This window comes from Yinghuangia aomiensis, assembly GCF_039542225.1.
In the GTDB taxonomy this organism is placed as follows: Bacteria; Actinomycetota; Actinomycetes; order Streptomycetales; family Streptomycetaceae; genus Yinghuangia; species Yinghuangia aomiensis.
Genome location: NZ_BAABHS010000005.1, coordinates 1 through 25,571, shown reverse-complemented (window position 1 = coordinate 25,571; position 25,571 = coordinate 1). Strand labels below are relative to the sequence as shown.

The window sequence follows — 25,571 nt, the reverse complement described above, 5'->3', positions numbered from 1 at the left end:
CTGGTTTGTCCTGGGAAGCGGAGGTGGTTGTGCCAGATTTCCGTTGAACCTGTCCTACTCTGGTCGATTGTGACCAACCAGAACATGCGTGATCAGCACGGCGCGCACCACGGCTCGCCCGAGCTCCGGTACGAGAACGAACCGGACCTCAAGGACAAGGGCCTCAGTCACAACGCCATCGGCCTGGTCGGCAGCGTCGTCGTCGCGATCTCCACGGTCGCGCCGGTGTACACGCTGACCGGCGCGCTCGGGCCGACCGTGCGCGAGGTCGGCGTGCACCTGCCGGCGATCTTCCTCATCGGGTTCGTCCCGATGCTGCTGGTGGCGTTCGCGTACCGCGAGCTGAACAAGGTCGTGCCGGACGCGGGCACGTCGTTCACCTGGACGGTCAAGGCGTTCGGGCCGCGCGTCGGCTGGATGACCGGCTGGGGGCTGGTCATGGCGACGATCATCGTGCTGTCGAACCTCGCGGGCATCGGGACGTCGTTCTTCTACCTCACGCTCGGCAAGCTGTTCGACAGCGACTGGGTCGCCTCCTGGGACGGCAACAAAGCCATCCACATTCCGACCTGCATGGTGTTCATCGCGATCGCGACCGCCATCAGCTACCGCGGGATGACGGTCACCAAGCGCGTCCAGTACTTCCTCGTCGTGCTGCAACTCGCGGTGCTCGCCGTGTTCATCGCCATGGCGATCGGCAAGGCGACCTCGGGCGACTTCCCGGACACGTCGCTGTCGTTCTCGTTCGGCTGGCTCAACCCGTTCGGTGTGGAGAACTTCGCCGCACTCACCGCGGGACTTTCCCTGTCGATCTTCATGTACTGGGGCTGGGACACCGCCCTGACCATGAACGAGGAGACCGCGGGCGGCCGGAAGGTGCCCGGGCGCGCGGCCATGGTCACGCTCGTGGTGATCGTGTGCGCCTACCTGATGACGGGCATCGCGACGCTCATGGTCGCGGGCGTCGGAGACACCGGGCTCGGACTCAACAGCGACGACACCAACATCTTCGCCAAGCTCGCCGACCCGGTGATGGGCTCCGGCTTCGGGATCATGCTGTTCATCGCGGTCCTGGCCAGCTCGGTGGCGAGCCTGCAGACCACGTTCATCCCGGTGGCGCGCACCGCACTGGCGATGTCGACGTACGAGGCGTTGCCGCCGGCGTTCGCGCGCGTCCACCCGCGCTACAAGACCCCCGGCTTCGCGACCGTCACGGCGGGCGTCGTCACCGGCGTCTTCTACACCGTCATGACCCTGGTCAGCACGTCGGTCCTGGAGGACACGATCGCCGCGCTCGGCCTGATGATCTGCTTCTACTACGCCCTCACCGCGTTCTCCAGCGTCCGCTACTTCCGCCACGATCTGCGGCGCAGTGTGCGGGACTTCTTCATCAAGGGTGCCATGCCGCTGATCGGCGGCCTGATGCTGAGCGCGATCTTCGTGAAGACGCTCGTGGACGCGTGGAACCCCGACTACGGCAGCGGCAGCTCGGTGTTCGGCATCGGCAGCGTGTTCGTCATCGGCGTCGGCGTGCTGCTGCTGGGCGCGATCTTCATGGAGGTCACGGCGCGCCGCAGCCCGCGCTTCTTCCGCGGCGAGGTGCTGAAGGTGGACACACCGGTCTTGGTGCCGGACGAGGACTGAGGCTCGGACGGCTCCTCGGCGAACGCCGCGAGAGCACCCGGACACGCGCGCCGAGCAAGCCGCCCCCTTCGCGCAGGGGACCAGGGCCGGGGCGTGAACGGTGGCTCCGGTCGCGGGTTGTGGGCCGTTCGGCTCCGGGGCATTCAGCGGCCGATGTCGTCCAGCTCGGCTAGGTCCTCATGAGAGAGGGCGAGTCCCGCGCCGGCGATGTTCTCTCGCAGGTGGGCCGTGGATGACGTGCCGGGGAGGAACGGGATGTTCGGTGATCGCGGCAACGGCCAGGCCAACGCGACGGACATCTGCGTCGCCTCCGATCGAGCGGCGGCCGCCGACAGCGCCGAGGTCCGGATCGATCGCGTCAGAGCCTCGGCGTCTTCGGGGTGTCCGACAGGAACCGCACTCAGGTGTGAGGTGAGGCGTTTACGCCCCGTGCGTGGGCGTTCTCGGGTCACCGTTCCGGACCCAGCCCGCGTTCGACGGTCCGGCCGCCTGTCATCATCCACTCGCGATAGCGGGCTGTCTCCCGATCGGCACGGTGCTGCCTCGCCTGTGCACGGCCTCGTTGCACGATCGTCGGCTGCCATGGACGGTCCGGTCCTTTGTGATGCCTTGATTGCTGATCGCCCTGCTTCTGTGACAGTTGTGGAGACGCGCGGACGATACCCACGGCCGCGCATTGGGATTTACGCAACGTCTCCTGCCGTCTGCGCAGCTCGGAGAGTCGTTCGTCCTCCTGCCGGATGTATGCGGCGGCCTCGCGAGGATCGTCGGTCAGCAGATGCCGCGGGCGGGCGGGAATCCCTTCCTCCTTTCCGTGCTCCATCCACGTCTCCAGGCCCGCCCAGAACGTTGTACCCACGAAAGCGACTGGCGCAGCGGGGCTTTTGCGTGTGCCGAATTCAGTGAACGCCCGGGTGACCTCGTCCAGTGTGCCTTGGCTCCCGGGGAGGACACCAAGCCCGCGAGTGTCCTTGAGCAGGCCTTTGAGGCGGCTGTAGAACGAGTGCAAGAACACGTTTCTCTGCGGGTCGACGAAAGCGTTTGACCCCTGCTCGGACGGCAGAATCAGATTGAGTCCGGCGGACGGCGCGCCTGCGCGCTGGGCACCACGGTTGGCGGCCTCCATAACACCGGGCCCGCCTCCCGTCACGATGCCGTACCCCGCCATGCCCAGTTCATAGGCGGTCGACTCCGCCAAGTCGTAATATTGGTCGCCACGTTGCAACGGGCGGGCCGTTCCAATGATGGTCACCCAGCCACGGTCGAAGCCGTTGAGGACGCAGGCAATCCTCTCGAGATCTGCCGCGTACTCCGCGATGTCTGTGCGCGGGTCCCATAGTCTCGGCCGCTCTATCGCCAAAGTAGGCCCTTCCCAGTACTACTAGCCCCAGTACTACTAGCCGTCACGAGGGTGCAGCGCGGCATCGTGACACGGAACTTCCGCCGATCTCCGGGTGAGCTTCCCACGAGCCAGGGCGGGGCCAGAAGCGGGTCCTCGTTCCGGAACGTATCCGTGACAGTGGGACGCGCGTTCCGCTCCGCGGTGCAACGTCCGCCACTACGGGGCGTTGGCGTCAGGAAGCGGCCGGACCGCGTCGCGTGCTGCTGAGCCTCCGGCAGTGGTGCGGGTGTGGGCGGACGTGACGTGTTCGCGCCGGCAGCGTCGTTCTCGCCCGCGGCAGTGACCGGATGAACCCCTCCAGCGGATCGCGGCGGGTTACTCGCCCGACGGTCAGGCTGTGGCGAAGTGGGTGAAGCTGTAGCTGCCGCGCCCGTCCTTGCAGACGTCGAACACCCGGAAGTGCTGGCCGAGATACCGACCAGGGCGGCTGCCACGAAGGCGCCGTTCCTGAGTTTGCGCACGGGGGACTCCACAGAGTTGAAGCGGGGGATTCCCGGTGCCGCGCCCTGTCTGCCCCGTCCGGCGCCGAGGCCGCAAGCTGCGCCTCCACTTCCGGCCCCGCGGAAGACCATGATCCGGAAAACCACCCCGATCCCGCGCCGGACGTCCTTGCCGTGACGTACCGGGCGCCACGCTGCATCCGCTATGCGGCGCGCTCTCATCTGAACCCGCTCGAATTCCTCGGCTACGACCACGCGTCGGGCTCCGGGGCGACCCATGCCCGGGACCTGGACCGCTACCTCGCCCGGACCCTCGGAGACCTGGACGCAGCGCCGGTCCTCGCCGGGGACCTGAACCACGGGAATCCCGGCACGACCCTGCCCGGCGTGTTCGAACGGCTGGGCCTCGACGAAGCGCTCGACGAGCGGCCCACCACGTTCTGGGGCGGCATGCAGGACCATGTGCTCTACAGCCCGGGCCTCCACTTGCTCGGCAGCGGCATCGCCCCGACGAAAGCTGACCACCACCTCTCCTGGGCGACCTTCGCCGTCCCGGATGCCGGGAAGCCGGCCGGGAGCACCCCGTTTGCCCTGGCCCGGAGCGCCGTGCGGGACCCGGCGGTGACTGGGCTTATCCGGGTGTCGGAGGCCGCCACCGTCGCCCCGCCGCGGACCGGGCATCGCGTGTGGCCCGCAGTCCGGCCACGTGCAGACCCTGCGGTCGTCGCCAGGCGCCGCATTGCACCGGTCCCTCGAACTCGGCTGAGCGCCGCGGCACACCGGGGGCCGCCGCCTACGCGCGCATGGCGGCTGCGGCCGCTCGGCAACCGGAAGAGCTGCTCGACGGCAAGCCCCCCGTCGTTGCCGAGGATTGCGCCTTCCGGCGGGACAGCCGGGGCGTCGGCGTTGTCGTCCGCCGCAGGTTCCGGGCTGGTGCGGGCGGTTTTGTCGGCTTGGGTGTTTCGGGGGCGCGGGCGGCGGCGGATAGGCAAAATGGAGTGCGCACATCAGCCGCGTTCTTCTCGAAAATTTGCCTCGTAGGCAAGAAAATTGCCAGCGAGGCTAAGTCTGCCTACATTCTCACCATGTCCGCAGGATCATTCCGCGCTCCGCAATCCCCGCGCCAGGGCCGAACGGCCCCCTCGGTGCCGCCGGGCTCCGGACCGGGTCCGGCTGCCCCCGCGCGACGGGAAACCTCCCAAGGGCCGGAGACCGCCGCCCCCGGCCTCGGCGACCGGCTCAAGCAGGCCCGGCTCGCGCACGGGCTCACCCTGGAGGACGCCGCGGGGGTGAGCGGCCTGTCCGTCGCCTACCTCTCCCGGCTGGAGAACGAGCGCCGGCAGCCGTCGCTGCCCGCGCTGCTCACCCTCGCGCGGGTCTACGCCACCTCGGTGTCGACGCTGCTCGGCGAGGCGGGCGCCGGTGAAGAAACCATCATCCGGGCCAAAGCCGCCGAGCCGTTCAAGGCGCACGGCTGGACGTACTGGCGGGCCGGCAGCCCGCGCCGCGGCATGCAGGCGCTCCGCGTCCAGGTGCCGCCCGGCCGCGCCAACGGGCCCGCCCGGGTGCACCCGGGCGAGGAGTGGCTCTACGTCACCGCGGGCCAGCTCCGGCTGACCCTCGACGGCGTCGTCCACCTGCTCGCCCCCGGCGATGTCGCGCACTTCGACTCCGCGCTCTCGCACGTCATGGAATCCGCCGACGACCACGTCCCGGTCGAGTTCCTGATGGTGCACGCGGCGCCGGCGATGGTCGCCTTCTCGGCCTGCCTTCCACCGTCGCACTGACGCGTCCCGCGTCGCCGCCCGCGCCCGGGCACCGCGCCACGCCGCGCCGACGTCTTCGACGCACCCAGAGAAAGGCCCCGGCAATGTCCGCCCAGGAATCGGAGAAGAGCCGCGAGAACGGCATGTGGATCCGGCTCTCCATATACGTCCTCGGATTCGCCGTCATCTTCGGCACGCTGGTGATCGTCGCCGCGACGCAGCGCTGACCGCCCCTCCGCGGCCGGGCGCCGAGAGTCCTCGACGCCGGGCCGCGGAAGCGCCCCGCACCTTTCAGCCGGCAACGGCCGGCGGCGGGGATATCGCGCGGCCCAGCCACGCCAGGGCGTCCGGAATGCCGAGGGCCCAGGTGTGGAAGTTGTGGCCGCCGGACGGGGCGACGACCGTCGTCACCTCGTTCGGCGCCCGGAACCGGGCCGCGAAATGCTGCATGTCCTTCACCGCCGGACCCTCGCCGCGCGCCGCGAACAGGTACATCCGCAGCGGGCGCGCCCGGGGCCGGTCGATCGTCACGATCGGGCTGTTCGCCCGGCGCACTTCCTCGTTGCCCTTGTACAGGTCGCCGGTGGTCATGTCGGTGATCGCCTTGTAGTAGCCGGACAGGCTGGCCGCGGCACCGAACCGGTCCGGGTAGTTGATGGCGAGGTTCGCCGCGCAGAACCCGCCGGTCGAGTAGCCCATGATGCCCCAGCGCGCCGGGCGTTCCGCGGTGCGGAAGTTCGCCTCGACGGCGGCCGGCACGTCCTCGCCGAGGTAGGTCGCCGCCCGCGCGCCGCCCACCGCGTCCACGCACTCGCTGTCCCGCCCGTCGACCGGGTTCTGCTCGGGCAGCACCGCGATCGACGCCGGGATCTTCCCGGACTCCATGAGCCCGGCGAGGATCTTCTCTATCCGCATGCGGCGTATCCACGTGCTCGGCGTGCCCGGATAGCCGGACTGGAGCTGGATCACCGGGAACCGCTCGGCGGCGCGCGCCGGATCGAAGTAGGCCGCGGGCAGGTACACGTTCGCGGGCAGGTGGTGCCCCGACTTGGCGCCCTTGACCGACGTCGACACCAGCACGCCGTGCCGGGTGTCGACCTTGCCGCCGGGCGGCATCCAGGCCGGAGCGCCGGGTCCCGCGGGCAGCGCCGCGGTGGTCGCCAGGTCGGGCGCCTTCACGTGCGGCACGTGCACCTTCGGTGCGGGCGGCCCGTCGGCGATCGTGAGGACGTCCGAGACCGTGCTGTAGAAGTACATCCGGCTGTTGATCGCGGTCAGGATCGTCAGCGTGACCATCAGCTGCGTGAAGATCAGCGTGACGATCCTGCGCGTGCGCTTCAGCCTTCTGCGCTGCCAGGTCAGCACCGTCGCCACGACGGCCCCCACCGTCACCACCGTCATGCCCAGGACGAACCACCCGCTGGTGATGTCCAGATCCCATGCCGGCCGGGCAGCCAACCCGTTGCCCATCGCCCTTCCTCCCGTTCCGCGGAGGGTCGGCAATGCCGCCCGCCCCCCAGGCCTCCCCCGGTGCCCCGCGGCACCCGCCCCCCTCGGCACGGCCGCGGACACACCCCTGGGGAAGGGGACGCGTCCGCTTGCTTGCGCGGTTCGCCGCTTCGTCGGTGTTACGCGCGTGGCGCCCGAAAGGTGACGGCATCGGTGCGGATCCCATCCTCGCGGCCGGGTCCCGCGTCCGGCATCGGCCGATGGTCTGGAGCACGGGTCACCTGGAGGTCGTACGCGCGCATGCCAAAGTCGTCCCGGTATCGGCCGATGGTCGGACTGCCCTGGCCGAAAAGCGGTTCCGCCGCGCGGGCCGGGTGCCCGAGACTGATGCGATGCCGACGACACTGCTCATGGGCGTGGTGGGTTCCACCGCGTACGGCCTGGCCACCGCCGGGTCCGACGAGGACCGCCTCGGGGTCTACCTCGCCGACCCCGAGGATGTTTTCGGCCTGCACGGGCCCGCGGCGCTCACCGGCTCCCGGGTCACCACCCACCCCGACGTGACCCTCCACGAGCTGTACAAGTTCACGACCCTCGCCCTCAAGGGCAATCCGACGGTCGGGGAACTGCTGTGGCTCGACGACTACGTCGTGCAGACCGAGACCGGGCGGGCCCTCGTCGAGATACGCGACGCGTTCCTGTCCACCCGCGCCATCCGCCGCTCCTACACCGGCTACGCCATCCAGCAGGCGCACAAGCTCCGCACCCGGCACGGCGAAGGCAAGCCCGGCTTCGCCGCCGACCTGACCCGCCGCACCGCCAAGCACGGCCGCCACTGCCTGCGCCTGCTGCGCCAGGCCCGCGGCCTGCTGGCCACCGGGTACCTGACCGTCGACGTCTCCGACCAGCGCGACGAGCTGTTCGCCGCGGGCGAGTTGGCCGCCACCGACCCCGACGCCTTCGCCGAGCTGTTCGAACGCGAGGTCGCCCGGCTCGACGCCATCGAATCGGTCCTGCCGGAGACGCCGGACACGGCCCGGGTGGAACGGCTCCTGGTGGAGATACGCCTGGCGTCGGCCGTCCGAGGGGCGTAGCGCCGTGCTGCCGGGCGCCGTGAGCGCGTCCGCGGACCCGGCGTCATGCTGGTTCTTCGCTGTGTGGTCGGTCGTCGCGCTGGGTCTGGGCTGCCGCTCGCGCTGGACTACCGGAACGTCGCGCTGCGGATGTCCGACCGTTTGAACGCGCGTTCTCCCGGCGGTCCTGGTATCCGGCGCCCCGACTTTCTGCGGAGACTGGGCGGAGTTGTCGCCGGAGCAGGCGCGATCGTCCTGCCTTTGGCGGTCCTCGGCCTCACTGCCCGTTGAGCTTGCGGGGTACGGTGCCCCCGGGGGCTGACCTGCGCGTACCGGGTCAGTAGTATTTGACCTAGTCAAATGGATTCTTGTCGGCCCGGAGGAGTGCCCGTGACCTCGTCGTTGTTTGCCTCGCCCGAGGACGTGCGCGAGCGGTTGGCGGCGGGGGACTACCTGGCCGACGCGCACATCGCCACCACCGTCTTCCTCGCCGACGCGCTCGGGAAGCCGCTGCTCGTCGAAGGCCCCGCCGGTGTCGGCAAGACCGAGCTGGCCAAGGCCGTCGCCGCGGCGACCGGCGCCGGGCTGGTCCGGCTGCAGTGCTACGAAGGGCTCGACGAGGGCCGCGCGCTCTACGAGTGGAACTACCGCAAGCAGCTCCTCCGGATCCAGGCCACGCCCGAAGGCCAGGACTGGAACGAGACGCACGACGACATCTTCAGTGACGAGTTCCTGCTGTCGCGGCCGTTGCTCACCGCGATCCGGCGCAGCGAGCCGACCGTCCTGCTCATCGACGAGATGGACAAGACCGATGTCGAGGTGGAGGGCCTGCTGCTGGAAGTCCTCTCCGACTTCCAGGTGACCATCCCCGAACTCGGCACCGTCGCCGCCGAGCGGAAGCCGTTCGTCCTGCTGACGTCGAATGCGACGCGGGAGCTGTCGGAAGCGCTCAAGCGCCGCTGCCTCTACCTCTACCTGGACTACCCGACGCCCGAGCGCGAACGCGAGATCGTCGTACGGCAGGTGCCCGGGATCAACGAGGCGCTCGCCGAGCAGCTCGTGCGGACCGTCGCGACGCTGCGCGCGCTCGACCTCAAGAAGTCGCCGTCGATCGCCGAGACCATCGACTGGGCGCGGACCCTGCTCGCCCTGCAGGCCGACACCCTCGACGAAGCCGCGATCGCGCGGACCCTCGGCGTCGTGCTCAAGCACGTCTCCGACCACGGCCGGGCCGCCAAGGAACTGGGGCTGCCCGACGCCGAGCTGAGCTGAGAGACGGCACACCATGGCTCTCCTCGACCGGCATGTGGGATTCCTCGACGCGCTGCGCGGCGCCGGACTGCCGGTGTCGCTCGCCGAAGGGCTGGACGCGGCACGGGCGTTGACCGTCCTCGACCTGGTCGACCGGGAAGCCCTCCGGGCCGCCTACGCGGCCACCGTCGTCAAACGGCCCTCGCACCGGCCGCCGTTCGACACTCTCTTCGACCTGTGGTTCCCGGCCGCCGTCGGCGACGGTGCCGCGGGACCGCCGCCCGAACGCCCCGCCAAGACCGCCGGGCCCCGGCAGCCGGACCCGCTCGCCGAAGCCATGCGGGAACGACTGTTCGACCTGCTGCTCGACGGCGACGAAGCGGGCATGCGGCAACTCGTCCGCGAAGCCGTCGCCGCGTTCGGCCAGTCGCCGTCCGCGGCCCGCCCCGCCTGGTCGACCTACGCCGTCGGCTCCGCGCTCGACCCGCGGACGCTCATGGCCGGGCTCCTGCGTGCCGTCCTCGAAGGCCAGGAACGCGGCGGCCTCGCCGAACGCCGCGCCCGCCAGATGCTGGAAGACCGCATCGCCGACCTCAACGAGATGATCGTCAGCGAGACCCGGCGCCGGGTCGCCGAGGACAAGGGCACCGAACGGGTGGCGAAAGTCGCCGTGCGGCCGCCGTTGGAAAACCTCGACATCCTGCGCGCCACGAAGAAGGACCTCGCCGAACTCCGCCGCGCCGTCCACCCGTTGGCGCGACGGCTGGCCACCCGGCTGGCGATCAAGCACAAGGCCGGGCGGCGCGGACGGCTCGACTTCCGGCGCACGGTGCGCGCGTCGCTGTCCACGGGCGGCGTTCCGGTGCGCACCTTCCACCGGCCGCGGCGGCCGCACAAGCCCGAACTGGTCGTGCTGTGCGACGTCAGCGACTCGGTGTCGTCGTTCGCGCACTTCACCCTGCTGCTCGCCTACGCACTGCGCGAACAGTTCACCAAGGTGCGGGTGTTCGCGTTCATCGACAACCTCGACGAGGTCACCAAGTACTTCGCGCCGGGCGTCGACGTCGGCGACGCGATGAAGACGATGACCTCCGAAGCCGACCTGACCTGGGTGAGCGGACGCACCAACTACGGCCGCGCGTTCGAACTCTTCGCCGAGCGCTATCCCGACGTCGTCGGCCCGAAGACCGCCCTGCTGATCCTCGGCGACGCCCGCTCCAACTACGGCCCGCTCGCCCTGTCCACCCTCGCCCGCGTCGCCGGCAAGGCCCGCCGCGCGCACTGGCTCAACCCGGAGCCGGCCCGCGACTGGGACACCGGCGACTCGGCGTCCTCTACCTACGACAAGGTCGTGCCGATGGCGGAATGCCGGAACCTCGCACAACTCGGCCAGTTCATCGAGGACTTGGCCTGACCGTTCCGGCCGTTCCGGCCGCTGACGGGCCGCGACGCCGCGGCCCTGCTCCCCAGTCGAGGGAATTGGGGCCGCGGCGGCGGTCTCACGGCACCGGCTGCAGGCTCTCCAGCCCCAGCGGCAGCGGCCCGAAGTGGATCACGCCGAGCCGCTGCGTCGCCCGGGTGAGCGCCACATACAGGTCGTGCAGCGTGAACTCGGCCGGCTCCACGACGAGCACCGTGTCGAACTCCAGCCCCTTCGCCTGCCGCGGCTCCAGCAGCACCACCGGATTGGCCAGGTCCGGAACGAGACCCGCCGACGCATCCGGCAGGGCCTTCGCCAAGTCGTTCTGGTACTCCGCCGGGGCGATGACGGCCAGGCGCCGCGCCGGATCGGCGTGTTCGGCGACCGCGTCGGCCACGGCCGCCGGAATGTCCGCGGTCATCCGCGCCCACGGCGCGACACCGGTCGACCGCACCGACTCCGGCGGGTTGAAGCCGGCCTCCGCGGCCCGCATGAGTTCCGCGGCGACCTGCATGATCTCGGTCGGCGTCCGGTAGTTCACGCCGAGCCGGGTCAGCTCCCAGCGGCCCTCGACGAACGGCGTCAGGATCCGCTCCCACGAACCGCAGCCGCCCGGCTCGGACGTCTGCGCCGGGTCGCCGACCAGCGTCATCGACTTCGTCGGCGTCCGGCGCATCAGCAGCCGCCACGCCATCGGGGACAGCTCCTGCGCCTCGTCGACGACGATGTGGCCGAACGCCCACGTGCGGTCCGCGGCGGCGCGCTCGGCGGCACTGCGGTGGTCGGCTTCCTCGTGGCGTTCCGCGAGGCGCTCGGCGTCGACCAGGTCGTGGGCGCTGAGGACTTCGGACTCCTCGTCCTCGCGGTCCTCGAACTCCTGGGTGCGGGAGCCGTACGAGAGGTCGAGCACGCCCTGCGCGTACTCGATGCGCCGCCGCCGCTCGATCTCGGCCTTGCGGCGGGTCTCGGTGTCGTCTTCGCCGAGGAGGTCGGCGGCCTCGTCGAGCAGCGGCACGTCCGACACGGTCCACTCGCGGGTGACCGGGCGGCGGATCGCGGCGGCCTCGTCGTCGCGCAGGTAGACCGGGTCGGCGAGGTAGTCGGCGACGACCTGTTCGGGCGTCAGCGGCGGCCACAGCTCGTCGATGGCCGTCTGCACGTCGGCGCTCTCCGCGACACCCATGGTGATCTCGGCGATCTCCTCGGAGTTGAGGAAGTTCGGTCCGCCGAACGGGTCGCCGCCGATCCGGTCGGCGAGCTGCGAGGCCAGCCCGTCGATGACCGCGGACGCGAAGCGCGGCCGGGCCAGGTTGTGCGGCAGCTGCGACTCGCGGGCACGGCGGCGCGCCTCGCGGGCGATGTCGGCGTCGAGGAGGAGTTCGTCGCCGTCGTGGTCGACGACGAGCGGCAGGTCGGGGATCGTCTGCCGGTCGGCGACGAACCGGCCGAGGACCTCCGCCATCGCCGCGCGGCCCTTGATCTCCGCGGCGGCGGGCTCGTCGACCGCGGTCGCCTTCACCCCCGGGAACAGCTCGCCGGGCGTGGCGAACAGCACACCGGTCTCGCCGAGGGACGGCAGCACGTCCTCGATGTAGCCGAGGAACGCCGGGTTCGGGCCGACGACCAGGACGACGCGGCGGGTGAGCTGCTCGCGGTTCGCGTACAGCAGGTACGCGGCACGGTGCAGCGCGACGGCGGTCTTGCCGGTGCCGGGGCCGCCTTCGACGACGAGGACGCCTTGGTGCGGGGCACGGATGATGCGGTCCTGCTCGGCCTGGATGGTCTGCACGATGTCGTGCATGCGGCCGGTGCGGGCGGCGTCCAAGGCGGACAGCAGGACGGCGTCGGCGTCGGAGCCTTCGAACCCGGTGCGCTCGTGGTCGTCGAGGTCGAGGATCTCGTCGTGCAGGTCGGTGACCCGTTGGCCGGTGGTGGTGATGTGCCGGCGTCGGCGCAGGCCCATCGGCGTGTGGCCGGTGGCGAGGTAGAAGGGGCGCGCGACGTCGGCGCGCCAGTCGATCACCAGGGGAGTGTGCTCGGTGTCGTCGCGGCGGATACCGATACGGCCGATGTGGTGGTCGGCGCCGTCGCGGAAGAGCAGGCGGCCGAAGCAGAGGCCGGTCTCACCGGCGTTGAACGCGGCGAGCAGCCGGGTCTGCTCGGCGACTTCGATGTCGCGCTCGATGCGGGCCTGCCGGGTGCCGCCGTCCTCACGCCCGAGCGCGCCCTCCACCGCGGCCGCGGCGCGGTCCTGCAGCTCGGAAAGGCGCGCGTAAAGCAGATCGACGAATTCCTGCTCGTGCCCCAATTCCGCATTTGACAATTCGACTCCCGGGCGGATATGATGACTCCAGTTGTTTACTCCGCGATTCCGTGTGGCACGGAATGCGGAAAGAATCAATATAGCACCGAGAATTAACCCCGAGGCCGACGGCCCGGGGTTTTTTGCGGTGGGGGCGCTGCGGGAGCCGAATGCCGGGCGGGCGAGGTCGGCCGGAGCCGGCGTGGGTGCCGGTGCGCGGGAGCCGCGTGGCGGGCGCTCGGGTTGGGCGGAGCCAGGCGCGGCGAGAGGGAGCGCGGCGCCAAGGGGGCCGAAATGCCGCGCCGGGTGGGGCGGGGCTTGGGGCGGTGGCTGCCGGTAGTGCGTGGGTTCGCGGCACGGACGCGCGGTGCCGGTCCGCCTGTGGAGCGAGCCCCATCCCGTGTCGCCGGTGCGGAGCGCCCGAGCGTGGTTCGGGGCGGCGCTGCCTGGCCGCGCAAGTGTGGCGGGCAGACCGGGCCGGTTTGCCTCGCGGCTCCGGGTGGAGTGGCGGCCGTCGGGTCGTCCGGGCGCGCCGGGGAGTCCGGCGCGGACCGTGCCCGTCCCGCGGCGCGTGCCGCCGAGAAGCCTTGGCGGCGGCGCGGCCCGGGGTCGTTGCGTGCAGCGGGAATCCCCCACACGTCCGAACCCGGGCCGCGTCCCTTTTATCCCCGGTCGTCTATGCCCCGGTCGTCGCGGGGCCTTTCGCGACCGTCAGGCTTACTGCCCCTTGCGCTCCGTCAGGAAAGCCTCGATGTGCTTGCCCACGTAGGCGATGCTCTCGTCGGTCAGGCCGTGGTTGCAGGAGATCAGCATTCCGCGTTCCATGACCTCGTCGGCGCCCGGGAGACCGGATTCCGGGACGCGGAACTCGGCGTTCTTCATGAACGGCTGCCGGGCCGCGTTGCCGGTCCACACGACGCGGGTGTCGATGCCGTGGCCCTCCAGGTACTGCTGGAGGTCGCTGCGGGTGAAGCCGGCGTCGGGGCGGATCAGGAAGCAGTACGACAGCCACGCCGTGTCCAGGCCGGGGATCTGGCGCGGCGCCACGAACGCCTCCGGGTGGCGGGCGAGGATCTCCGTGTACAGGTCGTAGTTGCGCCGGCGTCGCGCGCGGTTGCCGGGCAGCTTGTGGACCTGCGGGACGCCGAACGCGGCGCAGATCTCGGTGGGCAGGAAGTTCCAGCCGGCCTCGTCGAAGATGAACATGTTGTCGTAGGCGATGCCGTCCAGGTCGGTCCAGAAGTCCCGCGACCCGGCCTTCGAACCGAACAGCTGCGTCTCGGAGCGGCGGCCCCAGCCGCGCAGCGTCAGGCAGCGGTCGCGCAGCGCGTCGTCGTCGAGCATCACCATGCCGCCCTGGCCCGCCGCGGTGATGATGTGCGACAGCGAGAAGCTGGTCACCGAGATGTCCGAGCGGGTGCCCGTCGGCGTCCCGTGCAGGGTGCTGCCGACCGCGTCGCACGAGTCCTCGATCACCGGCAGGTCGTGCCGGTCGGCGATCTCCCGGATCGCGTCCCAGTCGGGGGCGTTGCCCGCCAGGTTCGGGAACAGCAGGGCGCCGGTGCGCTCGGTGATCATCTCTTCGATCTTCGTCACGTCGACCTGGAAGGTGTCCGGTTCGACGTCGACGAACACCGGCACGAGCCCGGCGCGCAGGAGCGGCGACAGGTCGGTGGAGAACGTCAGCGGCGAGGTGATGACCTCGGTTCCGGGTGTCAGGCCGAGGAGTTCGACGGCCAGGAACAGCGCGGCGGAGCCGGAGGACACCATGACGCCGTGCCGCTTGCCGAACAGGTCGGCGACGAGGCGCTCCATTTCGGCGACGTTCTCGCCGATCCGCAGGCCGTTCTGACCCTGGGTCAGGACCCGGTTGACGGCGTCGATTTCGGCCTGGTCGTAGACGGCGGTGGCGTAGACGACCTTGCGGTCCGCGGCGGTCTCGGCGGCGTCGGCGGCGGTGCCGGCCGGGTTTTCGGACATGGCGAAGCTCCTCGGGGGCGGTTCGGTGGGGTGGTCGGTGCGGTGCTGTGCAGCTCTTGTAGAGCTATCATGGCCATGATAGCCATGAAAAGGGGGGTAGGGTGGGTGAGCGAAACCGCGGACGGCCGGGCCGGCACCGCAGAGGCGCCCGCCCGGCCGCCCGGACGAAACGGCGAGAGACGAGGACCTGAGCGATGGATTACCGCAACGTCGGCACGTCGGACCTGCGGGTGTCGGCGGTCGGTCTGGGCTGCAACAACTTCGGCATGCGGATCGACGAGGACCAGACGCGCGCGGTCGTCGACGCCGCGCTCGACGCGGGCGTGACGCTGTTCGACACCGCGGACATGTACGGCGGCGGCGCCTCCGAGGAGATGCTCGGCAAGGCCCTCGGCGCCCGCCGCGACCAGGCCGTGATCGCCACCAAGTTCGGCAGCAAGATGCCGTACGGCCAGGGCGCGGGCCGCGCACACGTCGTCGCCGCGGCCGAAGCCAGCCTCAAGCGGCTCGGCACCGACTACATCGACCTGTACTACCTGCACTTCCCGGACGCGTCGACGCCGATCGACGAGACCCTCGCCGCCCTCGACGACCTGGTCAAGGCCGGCAAGGTCCGCACCATAGCCTCGTCCAACCTGCCCGCGTGGGAGATGGTCCAGGCCGAGTACGTGGCCCGCGAACTGGGCACCGCCCGCTTCGCCGCCGCCCAGGTGGAATGGAACCTGCTCACCCGCGGCGTCGAGGCGGAGATCGTCCCGGCGAGCCGCGCGTACGGCATCGGCGTCATCCCCTACTTCCCGCTGGCGTCCGGGCTCCTGTCCGGCAAGTACCGCGCGGACCAGGCGTTCCCGGACGGCAGCCGGTTCGCCGACATGCCGTACTTCGCGTCCGTGGCGACGCCGGAGAACTTCGCCAAGGTCGAGAAGCTGCGCGCTTACGCCGACGCGCACGGCCGCACCCTCCTCGAACTCGCCGTCTCCTGGCTCGCCGCCCAGCCCGGCGTGCCGAGCGTGATCAGCGGCGCGACCAAGCCCGAACAGGTCTACGCGAACGCCGCCGCGGCCGACTGGGCCGTCGACCCGGCCGACGTCCTCGCCGCGATCGGCGAAGGCGGCGCGGCGTGACGGGCACCCCTTCGGGGATGCCCGGCGCCTCGGCGACCGCCGACGTCGTGATCGTCGGCGCCGGGTCGGCGGGCTGCGTGCTCGCCGCCCGGCTGTCCGAGGACCCGGGACGCTCGGTCCTGCTGCTGGAAGCCGGCCCCGACCACCGGGTCGCCGAACTCCCCGCCGAACTCCGCACGCTCTCCAAGCCGGTTGCGTGGCCCTACAACTGGGGCGACAAGGTCGCCTCCACCGGCGGACGCGAACTCAACTACGCGCGCGGCCGCGTGGTCGGCGGATCGTCCGCGACGAACGGCGCCGTCGCGCTGCGCCCGGAACCCGAGGACTTCGCGTCGTGGCCGGCCGCGCTCGGCTGGGACCGCATGCTCGGCTACCTCAACCGCATCGAGAACGACCTCGACTTCGGCGGCGACGCCTACCACGGCGATGCGGGCCCGATCCCGATCGTGCGGCACGCGGAACCGGACTGGACACCGCTGCAGCACGGCTTCGTCACCGGCTGCCTCGACGCGGGCCTCGAATTCTGCGCCGACCACAGCCGCCCCGGGTCGACGGGCGTCGGGCCGATCCCGATGAACCGCAACGACCGCGACCGGGTCTCGAACGTGGTCGCGTACCTCGACCCGGTCCGCGACCGCGCGAACCTGGCCGTGTGGGGCGACTGCCACGTCGCCCGGCTGCTCGTCGCCGACGGCCGCGTCGTCGGCGTCGAGTGCGCGGACGGCCGGATCGTGCATGCCGGACAGGTCGTCCTGTCCGCGGGCGTCGTCCAGAACCCGCTGCTGCTGTGGCGCTCGGGCATCGGCCCGGCTGCCGGAATACGCGGCCTCGGGCTCGACGTCGTCCACGAACTCCCGGCCGTCGGGGGCAACCTGACAGACCATCTGGTGATCTCGTACCGGGCGGCGGTCGACCCGTCGAGCACCCCTGAGGGCGCGCCGACGCTGCAGACGATCGCCCGGGCCACCGCGCCCGGCAGCGACCGGCGGCACGACATCCAGCTCACCCCGGTCGCCCGCCGCAACCCGGACGGCAGCCGGGAGATCGAGATCAGTGTCGCCTTGCAGCTTCCGACGGGGGCGGGGAGCATCACGCCGTCGGGCGCGGAGGTCTCCGACCCCGCACGGATCGTCTGGCCGTTCGCGGCCGACCCCGACAACCGGGCCCGGCTGCGCGACGGTTGGCGTCTGGCGGCGCGTGTGGTGGCGGGCTCCGGACTGGCGCTCGACAAGGCCGCCGTGGCCGCGGATGCGGAGGAGACCGACGAGGTCCTCGACCGGCTGATCGACGAGAGCCACTACGCCTTCTACCACGGCGTGGGTACCTGCCGGATGGGCGACGACGCGTCGACGTCCGTGGCGGATGCGGAACTCCGCGTCCACGGCCTCGACGGCCTGAGCATCGTCGACGCGTCGGTGGTACCGACGGTCCCGCGCGCCAACACCCACCTGCTGGTGACGGCCCTGGCGGAGCTGGGGGCGGAGCTGATCGCCGCTCGGGGGTAGGCGGGAGGGGACGTGACGGGGCCGCTGCCGGATTCGGCGGCGGCCCCGTCCGCGTGCGGTCGGACGGGGCCCGCCGGCGGCGGGGTCTCGGCGGGTCGCCGGGGTACGACGCTGGTCGGGCCCGGTCGGTGGGGGCAGCCGGGGACTGTGCGACGGGGCCGGTCGGCCATGCGTCGCGGTGGCCCGGGTGGTCGCGGCAGACGGCAGCCAGGACGGCCGGGACATCGCGGAGGGCCGAGGCGTGATCCGCCGGGGGACGGGTGCGGGCGGCGGCCGCGTGGGCACCGACGACAGTGCACTCGGCGTCGACCTCGGCGATGACCCAGGCGGGATCGCAACGCGCGATGTGGTCGGCCGGTCGTTCGGGAGTCGGGCGCGGAGACAATCGACCAGTGCCTCGAACAGGGGGCTGGTCTCCTCCCAACCCGGGCCGGCTCGAACCGGTAGTCCGTGGCATCAGAACAGGAGTGTGGTGGAGCCTGCTTCCGGCTCGCGCGCGAAGCTGCGCGAGGTGGGTGAGGGCCAGGCGCAGCCGCCGGTGATGCGGGGATCGGCCATGGCGCGGCGGTCTCCGGCCGGCGCGGTCAGGGTCCGGAGCGTCTGCAGGCCGGCCGCGTATACGGCGACGCGGCCGGCCGAGGCAAGGTGCGGGTGGTCGGGAGGACATGCCGCTGCGGAACTTTCGCGGGCTCGGGTGTGTTCTCGCGTGCGGCGGTGGCCGCGTCCCGTTCCGTCTTCCGGTCGTGGTCGGCGAGCATCTCCGTGATGTAGTTCTGTGGACGAGGCCCATCGCGCGACGTCAATACGAGGGGACGATTACCCCGGCGTCTCAAGCGAGTCCGGCCCGGCCGCGCTCGACGGGGGTGCCGGTGCCGTCGGGTCGTCGGGTGTGTCAGTGGTGGTGGCCATGACCGTGGCCGTGCTTGTGGCTGTGGGGGTGGTCGCCCGGCTTGCGGGTGAATTCGGAGTCGGGGGCGTGGGCGGCTTCGGCTTTGGCGAGGAGGGCCAGCAGCGTGGCGCGGTCGGTGTCGGTGAGGGCGGTGAAGTAGTCGGTGGCGACTGCTTCGCGGGCTTCGCGGCTGGCGGTGAGCATGGCGGTGCCGGCGGCGGTGATGTGGAGGACGGTGGCGCGGCGGTCGTCGGGAGCCGGGGCGCGGGTGACGAGGCCGCGGGATTCGAGGGCGTCGACGACGCTGGTGGCGGAGCGCGGGGCGATGTGCAGGCGGTCGGCGAGGCCGCCCGGGCGGAGGGTGCCGTCGGCGGCGGCGATGACGTGCAGCGCGCGGCCCTGGGCGGGCGTCAGGCCGAGGGGGGCGAGGCGGTGCAGCGCGGCGCGGCGGATGCGCTTTGCGGTGTGCGTGAGGGCGTCGGCCAGTTCGAGGCCGGTGGCAGCCGTCACGGCCGACCTCCGAAAGTGAGCGCGTCGGGGACGCGGGCGAGAAAACTCGTCGATATGCTGAGCTAAGCTCAATATGATTCAAGCCCGCTATGCGGCGGGATGTGTCCCACCGTGCCCGATCACGTGCCGAGGAGCAACCTCATGCCCCGATCCCTTGCCCACGTCACCACCGACCGCCCCGGCCGTTACGCCAAGCAGCTCGCCTCGCACCTCGGCCGTAGGCTGGCCACCGCGTGGGACGACGAGTCCGGCGTCGGCAGCGTCGAGTTCCCGGACGGCGCGAAAGCGGAGCTGCGCGCCGAGCCGGGCGTGCTGGTCATGGCGGTGGACGCGTCGGCGGAGCGCCTGGACGGCGTCGAAGACGTCCTCGGACGTCATCTGGTCCGCTTCGGCGCCAAGGACGAACTGGTCGCCGCCTGGCGCCGCGAGGACGGGACGGAGGGGACGACGCAGCGGTTCGCCGGCGACGAGTGACGAAACGCCGCGGGAGGCGCGGCGGCAGGGTCTCCGCGAGGGCGCGCCCCTGCGCCGCGCCACCGCCACCGACCCTCTCGCTCAGCGGTCCGGCAGTGACGCGATGCCCATGCCGGGGCGGGCCTCCAGCGGGTGGGATTGCGCGTACTCCACGTGCTGCCGGGACAGCGCGTGGGTGGCGTCGACGTCGCCCGCGGCGATGAGGTCGACCAGTTGGCGGTGCACGTCGAGGCCGGACTTGATGCGGTCGGTGAAGTCGGACCCGACCGGGACGGCGTCCGCCCAGTCGTGCTCGTGCACCGTCCACAGCGTTTCGGCGGTGCCGAGCAGCAGTTGCATGGTCGTGTTGCCGCACAACCGTACGAGCCCCTCGTGGAATTCGCGGCACGCGCGCACGAACGCGGGGAGATCGTCGACAAGTTGCACGCACCGTTCGTGCAAGGCCCGCAGCTGCGGCACGACTTCGGTGGCGCGGTCGGCGCGTGCCGCGCACATTGCCGCGCAGGTGGGTTCCAGATTGCGGACGGCCGCGGCGAGGTCTTCGAGCGGCACGCGGCGGCTGCGCAGCACCAGGCCGAACGTCCGGGCGGCGTCGGCCTCGCTGGGGAGTTGCACCGCGAGGCCGCCGGTGTTGCCGCGGCGCACGGTCACCAGGCCCTCGGTCTCCAGGATGCGGATCGCCTGGCGCAGCGTCGTCTTGCCGACCTTGTATTCGTCCAGCAGTTCGCTCTGCTTCGGCAGCAGATCGCCGTCGTGCATGCCGCCGTCGAGGATCCGGTCGCGCAGCACGTCGGCGAGACCCTCGGCGACGCTCACACCCCGGACCGGCATGCGGCGGGGCTGTCCGGTGCGGGCGGCGGCTTCGGCATCCATCGGAACTGCGGGTCTCCGGTCTCGGGCGGGGCTGCGGGCGGTGAGGGTGCGGGCGGGGTGCGGGCTTCATCGTACGGAGCCGGACCCTGTGTTGTCTTTGATAGCTAAGATAGCTAACTTAGCCACCGCAGAGCACCGACCTTGCTCCCCGCAATTGGAAACGAGGTAAGAAAATGCGCATAGAGGACAGCCGCTACACCGTCATCTCGTCGGACGGGCACGCCGGCGCCGACCTGCTCGACTACCGCCCCTACCTGGCGAGCACCCACCACGAGGCCTTCGACGCCTGGGCCCGGCAGCACGTCAACCCGTTCGAAAGCGAACACCTGCTGAGCAAGGCGCAGGACTGCAACTGGGACACCCGGATCCGCAACGCCGACCTGGAGTCCCAGGGCATCGTCGGCGAGGTCGTCTTCCCCAACACCGTGCCGCCGTTCTACCCGCAGACCCAGTTCTTCGTCCCGCCGCCGCCGCACGACCGGCACGCCTACGAACTCCGCTGGGCCGGACTCCGGGCCCACAACCGCTGGCTCGCCGACTTCTGCGCGGAGACGCCCGGCCGCCGCGCCGGGGTCGCGCAGATCATGCTCAACGACATCGACGACGCGGTCGCCGAAATCCGCCGGCTCAAGGAATCCGGGCTGTTCGGCGGCATCCTCGTGCCCGGCATCCCGCCGGGCTCCGCACTCCCGCCGCTGTTCGACGCGGTCTACGACCCGATCTGGGCGGCATGCGAAGAACTCGACGTGCCGGTCAACCTGCACAGCGGCGGCGGCGTCCCCGAATACCCGCACGACCCGCGCGGCCTCGCCGTCCTGCTGTCGGAGATCACCTGGTTCTCCAACCGCGTCCTCGCCCACCTGATCTTCGGCGGCGTGTTCGAGCGCTACCCGCGGCTCAAGGTCGCCTTCACCGAGCAGGGATCCGCCTGGGTGCCGCGCGAACTGGCCAAGCTCGACCAGTTCGTGCACGTCATGCCGCTCGACGGCACGTCCCAGCACTTCTTCGGCAAGGACATGATCCAGGGCCTGAGCATGCTCCCCAGCGAGTACTTCGCCCGGAACTGCTTCCTCGGCTCCAGCCCGCTGCGCCCCGCCGAGTGCGCGATGCGGCACCGGATCGGCGTCGCGAACATCATGTGGGGCGCGGACTACCCGCACGCCGAAGGGTCGTTCCCCTACACCCTCGAAGCCTTGCGGTTGACCTTCGCCGACGTGCCGGAGGACGAGGTGCGCGCGATGCTCGCCGACAACGCCGCCCGCTTCTACGGCTTCGACCTGGCGGCCCTCGCCCCGCTCGCCGCGCGGTGCGGTCCCCGCGTCGCCGACGTCGCCCGCCCGCTGGCCCGCGAGGAGGTCGCCGCGGACGCCCTCGGTTCGGTCTTCATCGACCACTTCGGCGCCGAGCACCCGGCACTGGCGGCACGGCACTCGGCCTGAGTGGCCACGGTCAGCAGAAGCGGGCCTCCGCGGCGATCGGATCGCGGGGGATACGCAGCGCAGTACGGGACGCCGCCCCCGTCAGGTTGCTCCAGAAGCGCTTCACGGTGAGCGGTTCCCGGGTCGAGTCGAGGAGTTCCTTGAGGTCGCCGCAGCTCAGGGCATGGCGGGCGGCGGCCAGCCCGGCCGCGGTGGCCTTGGGGTAGCCGGGCGGTGGCTCGGTGACGCGGGGGTCGAGTTCGAGGGCGAGCAGCCACACGTCGTCGATGAGCTTGCGGTGGCCGGGCCAGTACTCGCGCCAGTCGTCCGGGTATTCGAGGTGGGCGCCGACGGTGTTGGCCAGGCCCCACATCTCGACGATGCGCTGGTCGAGGGGGACGGCGGCGCCGGTCACGCCCAAATACCAGCCGGGCACGGAGACCTGGGTATCCGCATATGCCGGGTTGAGTGGCACGGCGGAGTCGAAGCCGTGGTCGCCGGGGCGCAGATGTAGGAGTACCGGTTGGGGGCCCGCCATGCCCTGGGCGATCGCGGCGCGGAGTTCGGGGAACGCCCGGAGCCAGTCATCGGTGCGGTCGGCATTGCGGGTGCCCGTGATGCCGATGTCGCTGGTGTGGACGACGACGGTCTTGGCGCCGGCGGCGCCGGCCGTCGGCGTGAAGGCCGAGGGATGCCACGGGCCGATGCACGCCACCGCCCACACGGTCACGGCCAACGACACCGTGGCGAGTGACCGCGTGGCCCGTACGACGAGCACCGGCAGCAGGGCGAGGAACAGCGGTGGCAGCAGCATGCGGGCATGCATGTAGTCGCCGCCGACCTTGACCACGTAGGCCGCCAGCAGCGCTGCCGCGACCACCGGTGTCCCGGTGACGATCCGGTCGCGCGTGCCCGCGCGCCGGAAGAATACGGCACCGGCCACCGCCAGGACCGCCAGCGGGATGGAGAGGAAGTACGGGGCGGCGAAGTCCGCGCCGTAGCGCCACCCCAGCCCGAGTTCGGTCTCCCCGGCCTCCTTGGTGAGCGCGGGCATCGGTGTGAGGAGCCCGTAGTAGCCGGCGCGGAAGATCTCGTAGGCCACCGATCCCGCGCCGGCCACGGCCAGCCACGCCGCGGTGCGACGCCACGACGGACGCCGCAGCAGCCAGGCGCCCGTGAGGAAGGCGGCCGTGACCACGGCGAGTTCGGGGCGTACCAGGAATCCGGCGCCGTACCAGGCCGCGGCGGGCAGTCCGCCGGTGCCGCGCCGGGCCGGGTCGGCGTCGCGGACGAACAGCCACCAGCAGCCGGCGAGCCAGAGCGTGCCGAGGCCGGTGTCCAGCCCGGCGGTGGAGAAGTCCCAGAACGGGGGCAGCGCGAGGAAGACGAGGATGCCCGCGGGGGCGAGGGGGATCGGTCGACGGGCGCGGCGCGCGTGCAGGCGGCGCGTGGCGTCGCAGGCGACGGCCAGTCCGGCGGTAGTGAAGACGAGCCCGGTGACGACCGTGATGAAGCCGATGTCGCCGGGGAACACCCAGCCCAGCAAGGCGAGCAGCCACTGCCACAGCGTGCTGGTGTTCGCTTCGACGCGTTCCCCGGCGTTGAGTACCGGTCCGTTGCCCGCCAGGATCTGCCGCACGGTGCGCAGGAAGATCGTGCCGTCGTCGGTGAGGGCGCGGTGCCGCCAGCCGAGGAGTGCGAGGAGTGCGACGGGTAAGGCCACGACCGCGAGATTCCACCAAGTCGTCCACTGCCGAGGCGGATCGGTCCGCGATGCCGTGGAGGACGGCGTGCGGATGGCCTCGACAGTGCTCACGGAATCCCCCTGGGGCGGGCCCTTGCGTGCGGGCGCGCCGCGGCCGCACGGGCGTTCGGCAGCCCGCGTCCGACCAAGGGCGATTCTAACGACTGGTTGTATGGGTCAACGGTTCGCCGCGCCGGGGCCTGGCATATGGCCTGTGGACGGGGTGCAGCCGCCGGAGCAACGCGTCCGCGCACGTCGACGGTGCTGCCGGACCGCACGCTGGGTCCGGGGTGGGCAGTGGGCCGATTGCCGGGCGGGGCGTGCGCATGTCAAACCCCTTTGGCGACAATGCAGTTCGCCGTCGGCGTCCGGCGTTGTGCGGATATCGCGCGGTGCGCGGCGCGGCGTAGGGTCCCCGGCATCCCGCCCCCGACGGAAAGCATGAGCATGCCCGGAAATACTGCGTACCGGCGCCCCCGCGCCCGGCGTTTGGCCGCGGCCGTGATCGCGGCCGCGGCCCTGACCGCGACGGCCGCGTGCGAGCCCGGTGAACCCACGGCGCACGGCAGCGCTTCCGCCGCGCCGCCTTCCGCGTCCGCCGCGCCGCGAAGACGACCGGCGCCCCTGCCGACGCGGCGCGGCCCGCCGGTTCGGCGGTGCCCGCGGCATCGCCCACCGGCGCGGCTTCGCCGGCGGCGACCGGCCCGCTGCCGTTCGACCTGCCGGGTACGGCCGCCCTGCGTGCTTCGGGGAAGAAGGTGTTCGCGCACTACTTCACCCCGTACCCGGTCTCCCTCAACAACGCGGCCGGAGACGCCGACTACTACCGCAAGAACTATCTCAACCCCGACGGCGAAGGCGGCAAGCACAAGCCGTACGGCGGACTGCTCCGCGACAGCCCCCTGCCCCGGGCGCCGCTCTCCGGCGACTGGGAACTGCAGGACATGGAGACCGAGGTACGCAACGCGGTCTCCGCCGGTATCGACGGCTTCACCGTCGACCTGCTCAACCTCGACCCGTCCAGCCCCCACCGCAAGCGCGTCGACCTCCTCGTCAAGGCCGCGGAAAAGGTCGATCCCGGCTTCCGGATCGTGCTCATGCCCGACATGACGGCGACGCAGATCAAGAGCCTCGACCCGGCCGGCCTGGCAACCGCGCTCGCCGGCCTCGCCGGATCGCCCGTGGTGCACCGGTTCGACGACGGGCGTGTGGTCGTCTCGCCGTTCAAGGCCGAGGAGCGGCCCGTGCAGTGGTGGCGTGACTTCCTGGCCGCCATGGGACAGCGCGGCAAGCAAGCGGCGCTCGTACCCGTCTTCCTCAACTTCGGCGCCAACGCGCAGGCCTTCGCGCCGATCAGCCAGGGTTTCTCGGTCTGGGGCAACCGCAGCCCCAAGGCGCAGAGCACCATCGCCGCGGACGCCGCCAAGGCGCACGGCCTCGGCAAACTGTGGATGCAGCCCGTGTCCGTCCAGGACGAACGTCCCAACCAAGGGATCTTCGACGAAGCAGGGAACACCGAGAATCTGCGCGCCACGTGGAACGGCGCCATCGCCGGCGGCGCCGACTGGGTGCAGCTCACCACCTGGAACGACTTCTCCGAGGGCACGCAGTTCGCGCCCTCCGTCCACAACGGCCGTGCCTATCTGGACATTTCTTCGTACTACCTGACGTGGTTCAAGACGGGCAAGGCACCTGCGATCGTGCGTGACGTGGTGTACCTGACGCACCGCCGCCAGCTTGCGGCGACGCGCCCGACCGCGGCCGGGCAGACCAAGTTCATGCAGCTGCGCCCCGGAAGCACGCCCGTCCGCGACACGGCGGAAGCGCTGGCCTTCCTCACCGGAACAGCCTCCGTCCGCGTCAAGTCCGGCGACCGCACCCAGGAACGCACCGAAGGCCCCGGCGTCGTGGCGGTGACGGTGCCGCTCGCCTACGGCACCCCGAGCGCCACCGTGACCCGCTCGGGAACCACCGCCGCGACGGTCGCCTCGCCGTTCCCCGTCGACCCCGCCCTGCCGGTCCAGGACCTGCAGTACGTGGCGGCCGGCAGCGCCCGCCGCTAGGGCGCGTATCTGGTTGTGATCAGTTTGCGGGAGTGGCCATCGCGGCAGGGTCTGATCTGGTAGACCGTGTTGTGTGACACGAGCGCAACTGACGGACGATGAGTGGGAGTTCATCGCGCCGCATCTGCCGATCGGTGACTATGGCCCGTATCCCGAGCGGCTGCGGCAGCAGTTCGAGGGGGTGGTCTGGAAGTTCCGGACGGGCTCGCAGTGGCGGGAGATGCCACGGGAGTTCGGTGCCTGG

General features: G+C 71.3%; 19 protein-coding genes and 2 pseudogenes. 12 read left to right on the top strand and 9 right to left on the bottom strand.

Translation table 11 applies throughout. The features are described from left to right. Positions 1-84: 84 nt before the first annotated feature. The gene (locus tag ABEA93_RS08090) at positions 85-1,644 is read left to right on the top strand and encodes an APC family permease (RefSeq protein ID WP_345674645.1); all 1,560 of its coding nucleotides are present in this window, start codon (positions 85-87) and stop codon (positions 1,642-1,644) included. Positions 1,645-1,787: 143 nt separating this feature from the next. On the opposite strand, the pseudogene ABEA93_RS08085 reads toward ABEA93_RS08090, so the two are convergent. Together ABEA93_RS08085 and ABEA93_RS08080 are read right to left on the bottom strand one after the other, a co-directional pair. Next, positions 1,788-1,994: pseudogene (locus ABEA93_RS08085) on the bottom strand (aldo/keto reductase); the annotation flags it as partial. A gap of 98 nt (positions 1,995-2,092) precedes the next feature. After that, positions 2,093-2,896 carry an LOG family protein gene (locus ABEA93_RS08080; RefSeq protein ID WP_345674644.1) on the bottom strand — a complete coding sequence of 268 codons (804 nt, stop codon included), beginning with the start codon at positions 2,894-2,896 and terminating at the stop codon, positions 2,093-2,095. A 1,675-nt stretch (positions 2,897-4,571) separates the two neighbouring features. Here ABEA93_RS08080 and ABEA93_RS08075 point away from each other — a divergent pair. Continuing rightward, complete coding sequence (locus tag ABEA93_RS08075) at positions 4,572-5,273, top strand: helix-turn-helix domain-containing protein (protein ID WP_345674643.1); 702 nt, start codon at positions 4,572-4,574, stop codon at positions 5,271-5,273. Positions 5,274-5,356: 83 nt separating this feature from the next. Continuing rightward, the gene (locus tag ABEA93_RS08070; RefSeq protein WP_345674642.1) at positions 5,357-5,479 is read left to right on the top strand and encodes a hypothetical protein; all 123 of its coding nucleotides are present in this window, start codon (positions 5,357-5,359) and stop codon (positions 5,477-5,479) included. Positions 5,480-5,543: 64 nt separating this feature from the next. Here ABEA93_RS08070 and ABEA93_RS08065 read toward each other — a convergent pair whose 3' ends face one another. Beyond that, positions 5,544-6,722, bottom strand: coding sequence for an alpha/beta hydrolase (locus ABEA93_RS08065; protein ID WP_345674641.1), 1,179 nt, complete (start codon positions 6,720-6,722; stop codon positions 5,544-5,546). Between the two features lie 371 nt (positions 6,723-7,093). Between ABEA93_RS08065 and ABEA93_RS08060 the strand changes: the two genes are divergently transcribed. The 3 genes from ABEA93_RS08060 to ABEA93_RS08050 all read left to right on the top strand — a co-directional run bounded on the left by ABEA93_RS08060 (position 7,094) and on the right by ABEA93_RS08050 (position 10,439). After that, positions 7,094-7,795, top strand: a complete 702-nt coding sequence (locus ABEA93_RS08060) for a nucleotidyltransferase domain-containing protein (RefSeq protein WP_345674640.1) — start codon at positions 7,094-7,096, stop codon at positions 7,793-7,795. A 339-nt stretch (positions 7,796-8,134) separates the two neighbouring features. Further along, entirely contained in the window at positions 8,135-9,046 is a 912-nt protein-coding gene (locus ABEA93_RS08055) for an AAA family ATPase (protein WP_425584873.1), read from the top strand. A gap of 13 nt (positions 9,047-9,059) precedes the next feature. Continuing rightward, positions 9,060-10,439 carry a vWA domain-containing protein gene (locus tag ABEA93_RS08050; protein WP_345674638.1) on the top strand — a complete coding sequence of 460 codons (1,380 nt, stop codon included), beginning with the start codon at positions 9,060-9,062 and terminating at the stop codon, positions 10,437-10,439. Positions 10,440-10,524: 85 nt separating this feature from the next. Here ABEA93_RS08050 and ABEA93_RS08045 read toward each other — a convergent pair whose 3' ends face one another. Together ABEA93_RS08045 and ABEA93_RS08040 are read right to left on the bottom strand one after the other, a co-directional pair. After that, positions 10,525-12,753: a HelD family protein gene (locus ABEA93_RS08045; RefSeq protein WP_345674637.1), complete on the bottom strand. Its 2,229-nt coding sequence runs from the start codon at positions 12,751-12,753 to the stop codon at positions 10,525-10,527. A gap of 711 nt (positions 12,754-13,464) precedes the next feature. Next, positions 13,465-14,727 (bottom strand): DegT/DnrJ/EryC1/StrS family aminotransferase, encoded by a 1,263-nt coding sequence (locus tag ABEA93_RS08040; RefSeq protein WP_345674636.1) that lies wholly within the window; start codon positions 14,725-14,727, stop codon positions 13,465-13,467. Positions 14,728-14,921: 194 nt separating this feature from the next. On the opposite strand from ABEA93_RS08040, the gene ABEA93_RS08035 reads away from it, so the two are divergent. Next, complete coding sequence (locus ABEA93_RS08035; protein ID WP_345674635.1) at positions 14,922-15,851, top strand: aldo/keto reductase; 930 nt, start codon at positions 14,922-14,924, stop codon at positions 15,849-15,851. Then, positions 15,848-17,356: a GMC family oxidoreductase gene (locus tag ABEA93_RS08030; RefSeq protein ID WP_345674634.1), complete on the top strand. Its 1,509-nt coding sequence runs from the start codon at positions 15,848-15,850 to the stop codon at positions 17,354-17,356. Before ABEA93_RS08035 ends, ABEA93_RS08030 begins: the two co-directional genes overlap by 4 nt. A 178-nt stretch (positions 17,357-17,534) precedes the next feature. Here the strand turns inward: ABEA93_RS08030 and ABEA93_RS42100 are convergent. Then, positions 17,535-17,813, bottom strand: a pseudogene (locus ABEA93_RS42100) (DUF6221 family protein); the annotation flags it as partial. Between the two features lie 435 nt (positions 17,814-18,248). Continuing rightward, positions 18,249-18,755 carry a MarR family winged helix-turn-helix transcriptional regulator gene (locus ABEA93_RS08025; protein ID WP_345674633.1) on the bottom strand — a complete coding sequence of 169 codons (507 nt, stop codon included), beginning with the start codon at positions 18,753-18,755 and terminating at the stop codon, positions 18,249-18,251. 141 nt (positions 18,756-18,896) lie between these two features. On the opposite strand from ABEA93_RS08025, the gene ABEA93_RS08020 reads away from it, so the two are divergent. Beyond that, a complete protein-coding gene (locus tag ABEA93_RS08020) occupies positions 18,897-19,229 on the top strand; it encodes a DUF2218 domain-containing protein (protein ID WP_345674632.1) in 333 nt (110 codons plus the stop codon). Positions 19,230-19,310: 81 nt separating this feature from the next. Here the strand turns inward: ABEA93_RS08020 and ABEA93_RS08015 are convergent, their stop codons facing one another. Then, on the bottom strand, positions 19,311-20,102 hold the full coding sequence (locus tag ABEA93_RS08015) for a FadR/GntR family transcriptional regulator (RefSeq protein WP_345674631.1): 792 nt from the start codon (positions 20,100-20,102) through the stop codon (positions 19,311-19,313). A 173-nt stretch (positions 20,103-20,275) separates the two neighbouring features. Between ABEA93_RS08015 and ABEA93_RS08010 the strand changes: the two genes are divergently transcribed. Continuing rightward, positions 20,276-21,541 (top strand): amidohydrolase family protein, encoded by a 1,266-nt coding sequence (locus ABEA93_RS08010; protein WP_345674630.1) that lies wholly within the window; start codon positions 20,276-20,278, stop codon positions 21,539-21,541. Positions 21,542-21,551: 10 nt separating this feature from the next. On the opposite strand, the gene ABEA93_RS08005 is transcribed toward ABEA93_RS08010, so the two are convergent. Then, complete coding sequence (locus tag ABEA93_RS08005; RefSeq protein WP_345674629.1) at positions 21,552-23,336, bottom strand: arabinofuranosyltransferase AftB family protein; 1,785 nt, start codon at positions 23,334-23,336, stop codon at positions 21,552-21,554. Positions 23,337-23,920: 584 nt separating this feature from the next. On the opposite strand from ABEA93_RS08005, the gene ABEA93_RS08000 reads away from it, so the two are divergent. Next, positions 23,921-25,327: a glycoside hydrolase family 71 protein gene (locus ABEA93_RS08000; RefSeq protein ID WP_345674628.1), complete on the top strand. Its 1,407-nt coding sequence runs from the start codon at positions 23,921-23,923 to the stop codon at positions 25,325-25,327. A gap of 73 nt (positions 25,328-25,400) precedes the next feature. Continuing rightward, positions 25,401-25,571: transposase (locus ABEA93_RS07995; protein WP_345674938.1), on the top strand; the 171-nt coding region annotated here is incomplete at its 3' end.

Bases quoted from the DNA above. Each gene is read 5' to 3' on its own strand.
- ABEA93_RS08090 (WP_345674645.1), top strand. From the start codon at position 85: ATGCGTGATCAGCACGGCGCGCACCACGGCTCGCCCGAGCTCCGGTAC.
- ABEA93_RS08075 (WP_345674643.1), top strand. From the start codon at position 4,572: ATGTCCGCAGGATCATTCCGCGCTCCGCAATCCCCGCGCCAGGGCCGA.
- ABEA93_RS08070 (WP_345674642.1), top strand. From the start codon at position 5,357: ATGTCCGCCCAGGAATCGGAGAAGAGCCGCGAGAACGGCATGTGGATC.
- ABEA93_RS08065 (WP_345674641.1), bottom strand. From the start codon at position 6,722: ATGGGCAACGGGTTGGCTGCCCGGCCGGCATGGGATCTGGACATCACC.
- ABEA93_RS08060 (WP_345674640.1), top strand. From the start codon at position 7,094: ATGCCGACGACACTGCTCATGGGCGTGGTGGGTTCCACCGCGTACGGC.
- ABEA93_RS08055 (WP_425584873.1), top strand. From the start codon at position 8,135: ATGGATTCTTGTCGGCCCGGAGGAGTGCCCGTGACCTCGTCGTTGTTT.
- ABEA93_RS08050 (WP_345674638.1), top strand. From the start codon at position 9,060: ATGGCTCTCCTCGACCGGCATGTGGGATTCCTCGACGCGCTGCGCGGC.
- ABEA93_RS08040 (WP_345674636.1), bottom strand. From the start codon at position 14,727: ATGTCCGAAAACCCGGCCGGCACCGCCGCCGACGCCGCCGAGACCGCC.
- ABEA93_RS08035 (WP_345674635.1), top strand. From the start codon at position 14,922: ATGGATTACCGCAACGTCGGCACGTCGGACCTGCGGGTGTCGGCGGTC.
- ABEA93_RS08020 (WP_345674632.1), top strand. From the start codon at position 18,897: ATGCCCCGATCCCTTGCCCACGTCACCACCGACCGCCCCGGCCGTTAC.
- ABEA93_RS08015 (WP_345674631.1), bottom strand. From the start codon at position 20,102: ATGGATGCCGAAGCCGCCGCCCGCACCGGACAGCCCCGCCGCATGCCG.
- ABEA93_RS08010 (WP_345674630.1), top strand. From the start codon at position 20,276: ATGCGCATAGAGGACAGCCGCTACACCGTCATCTCGTCGGACGGGCAC.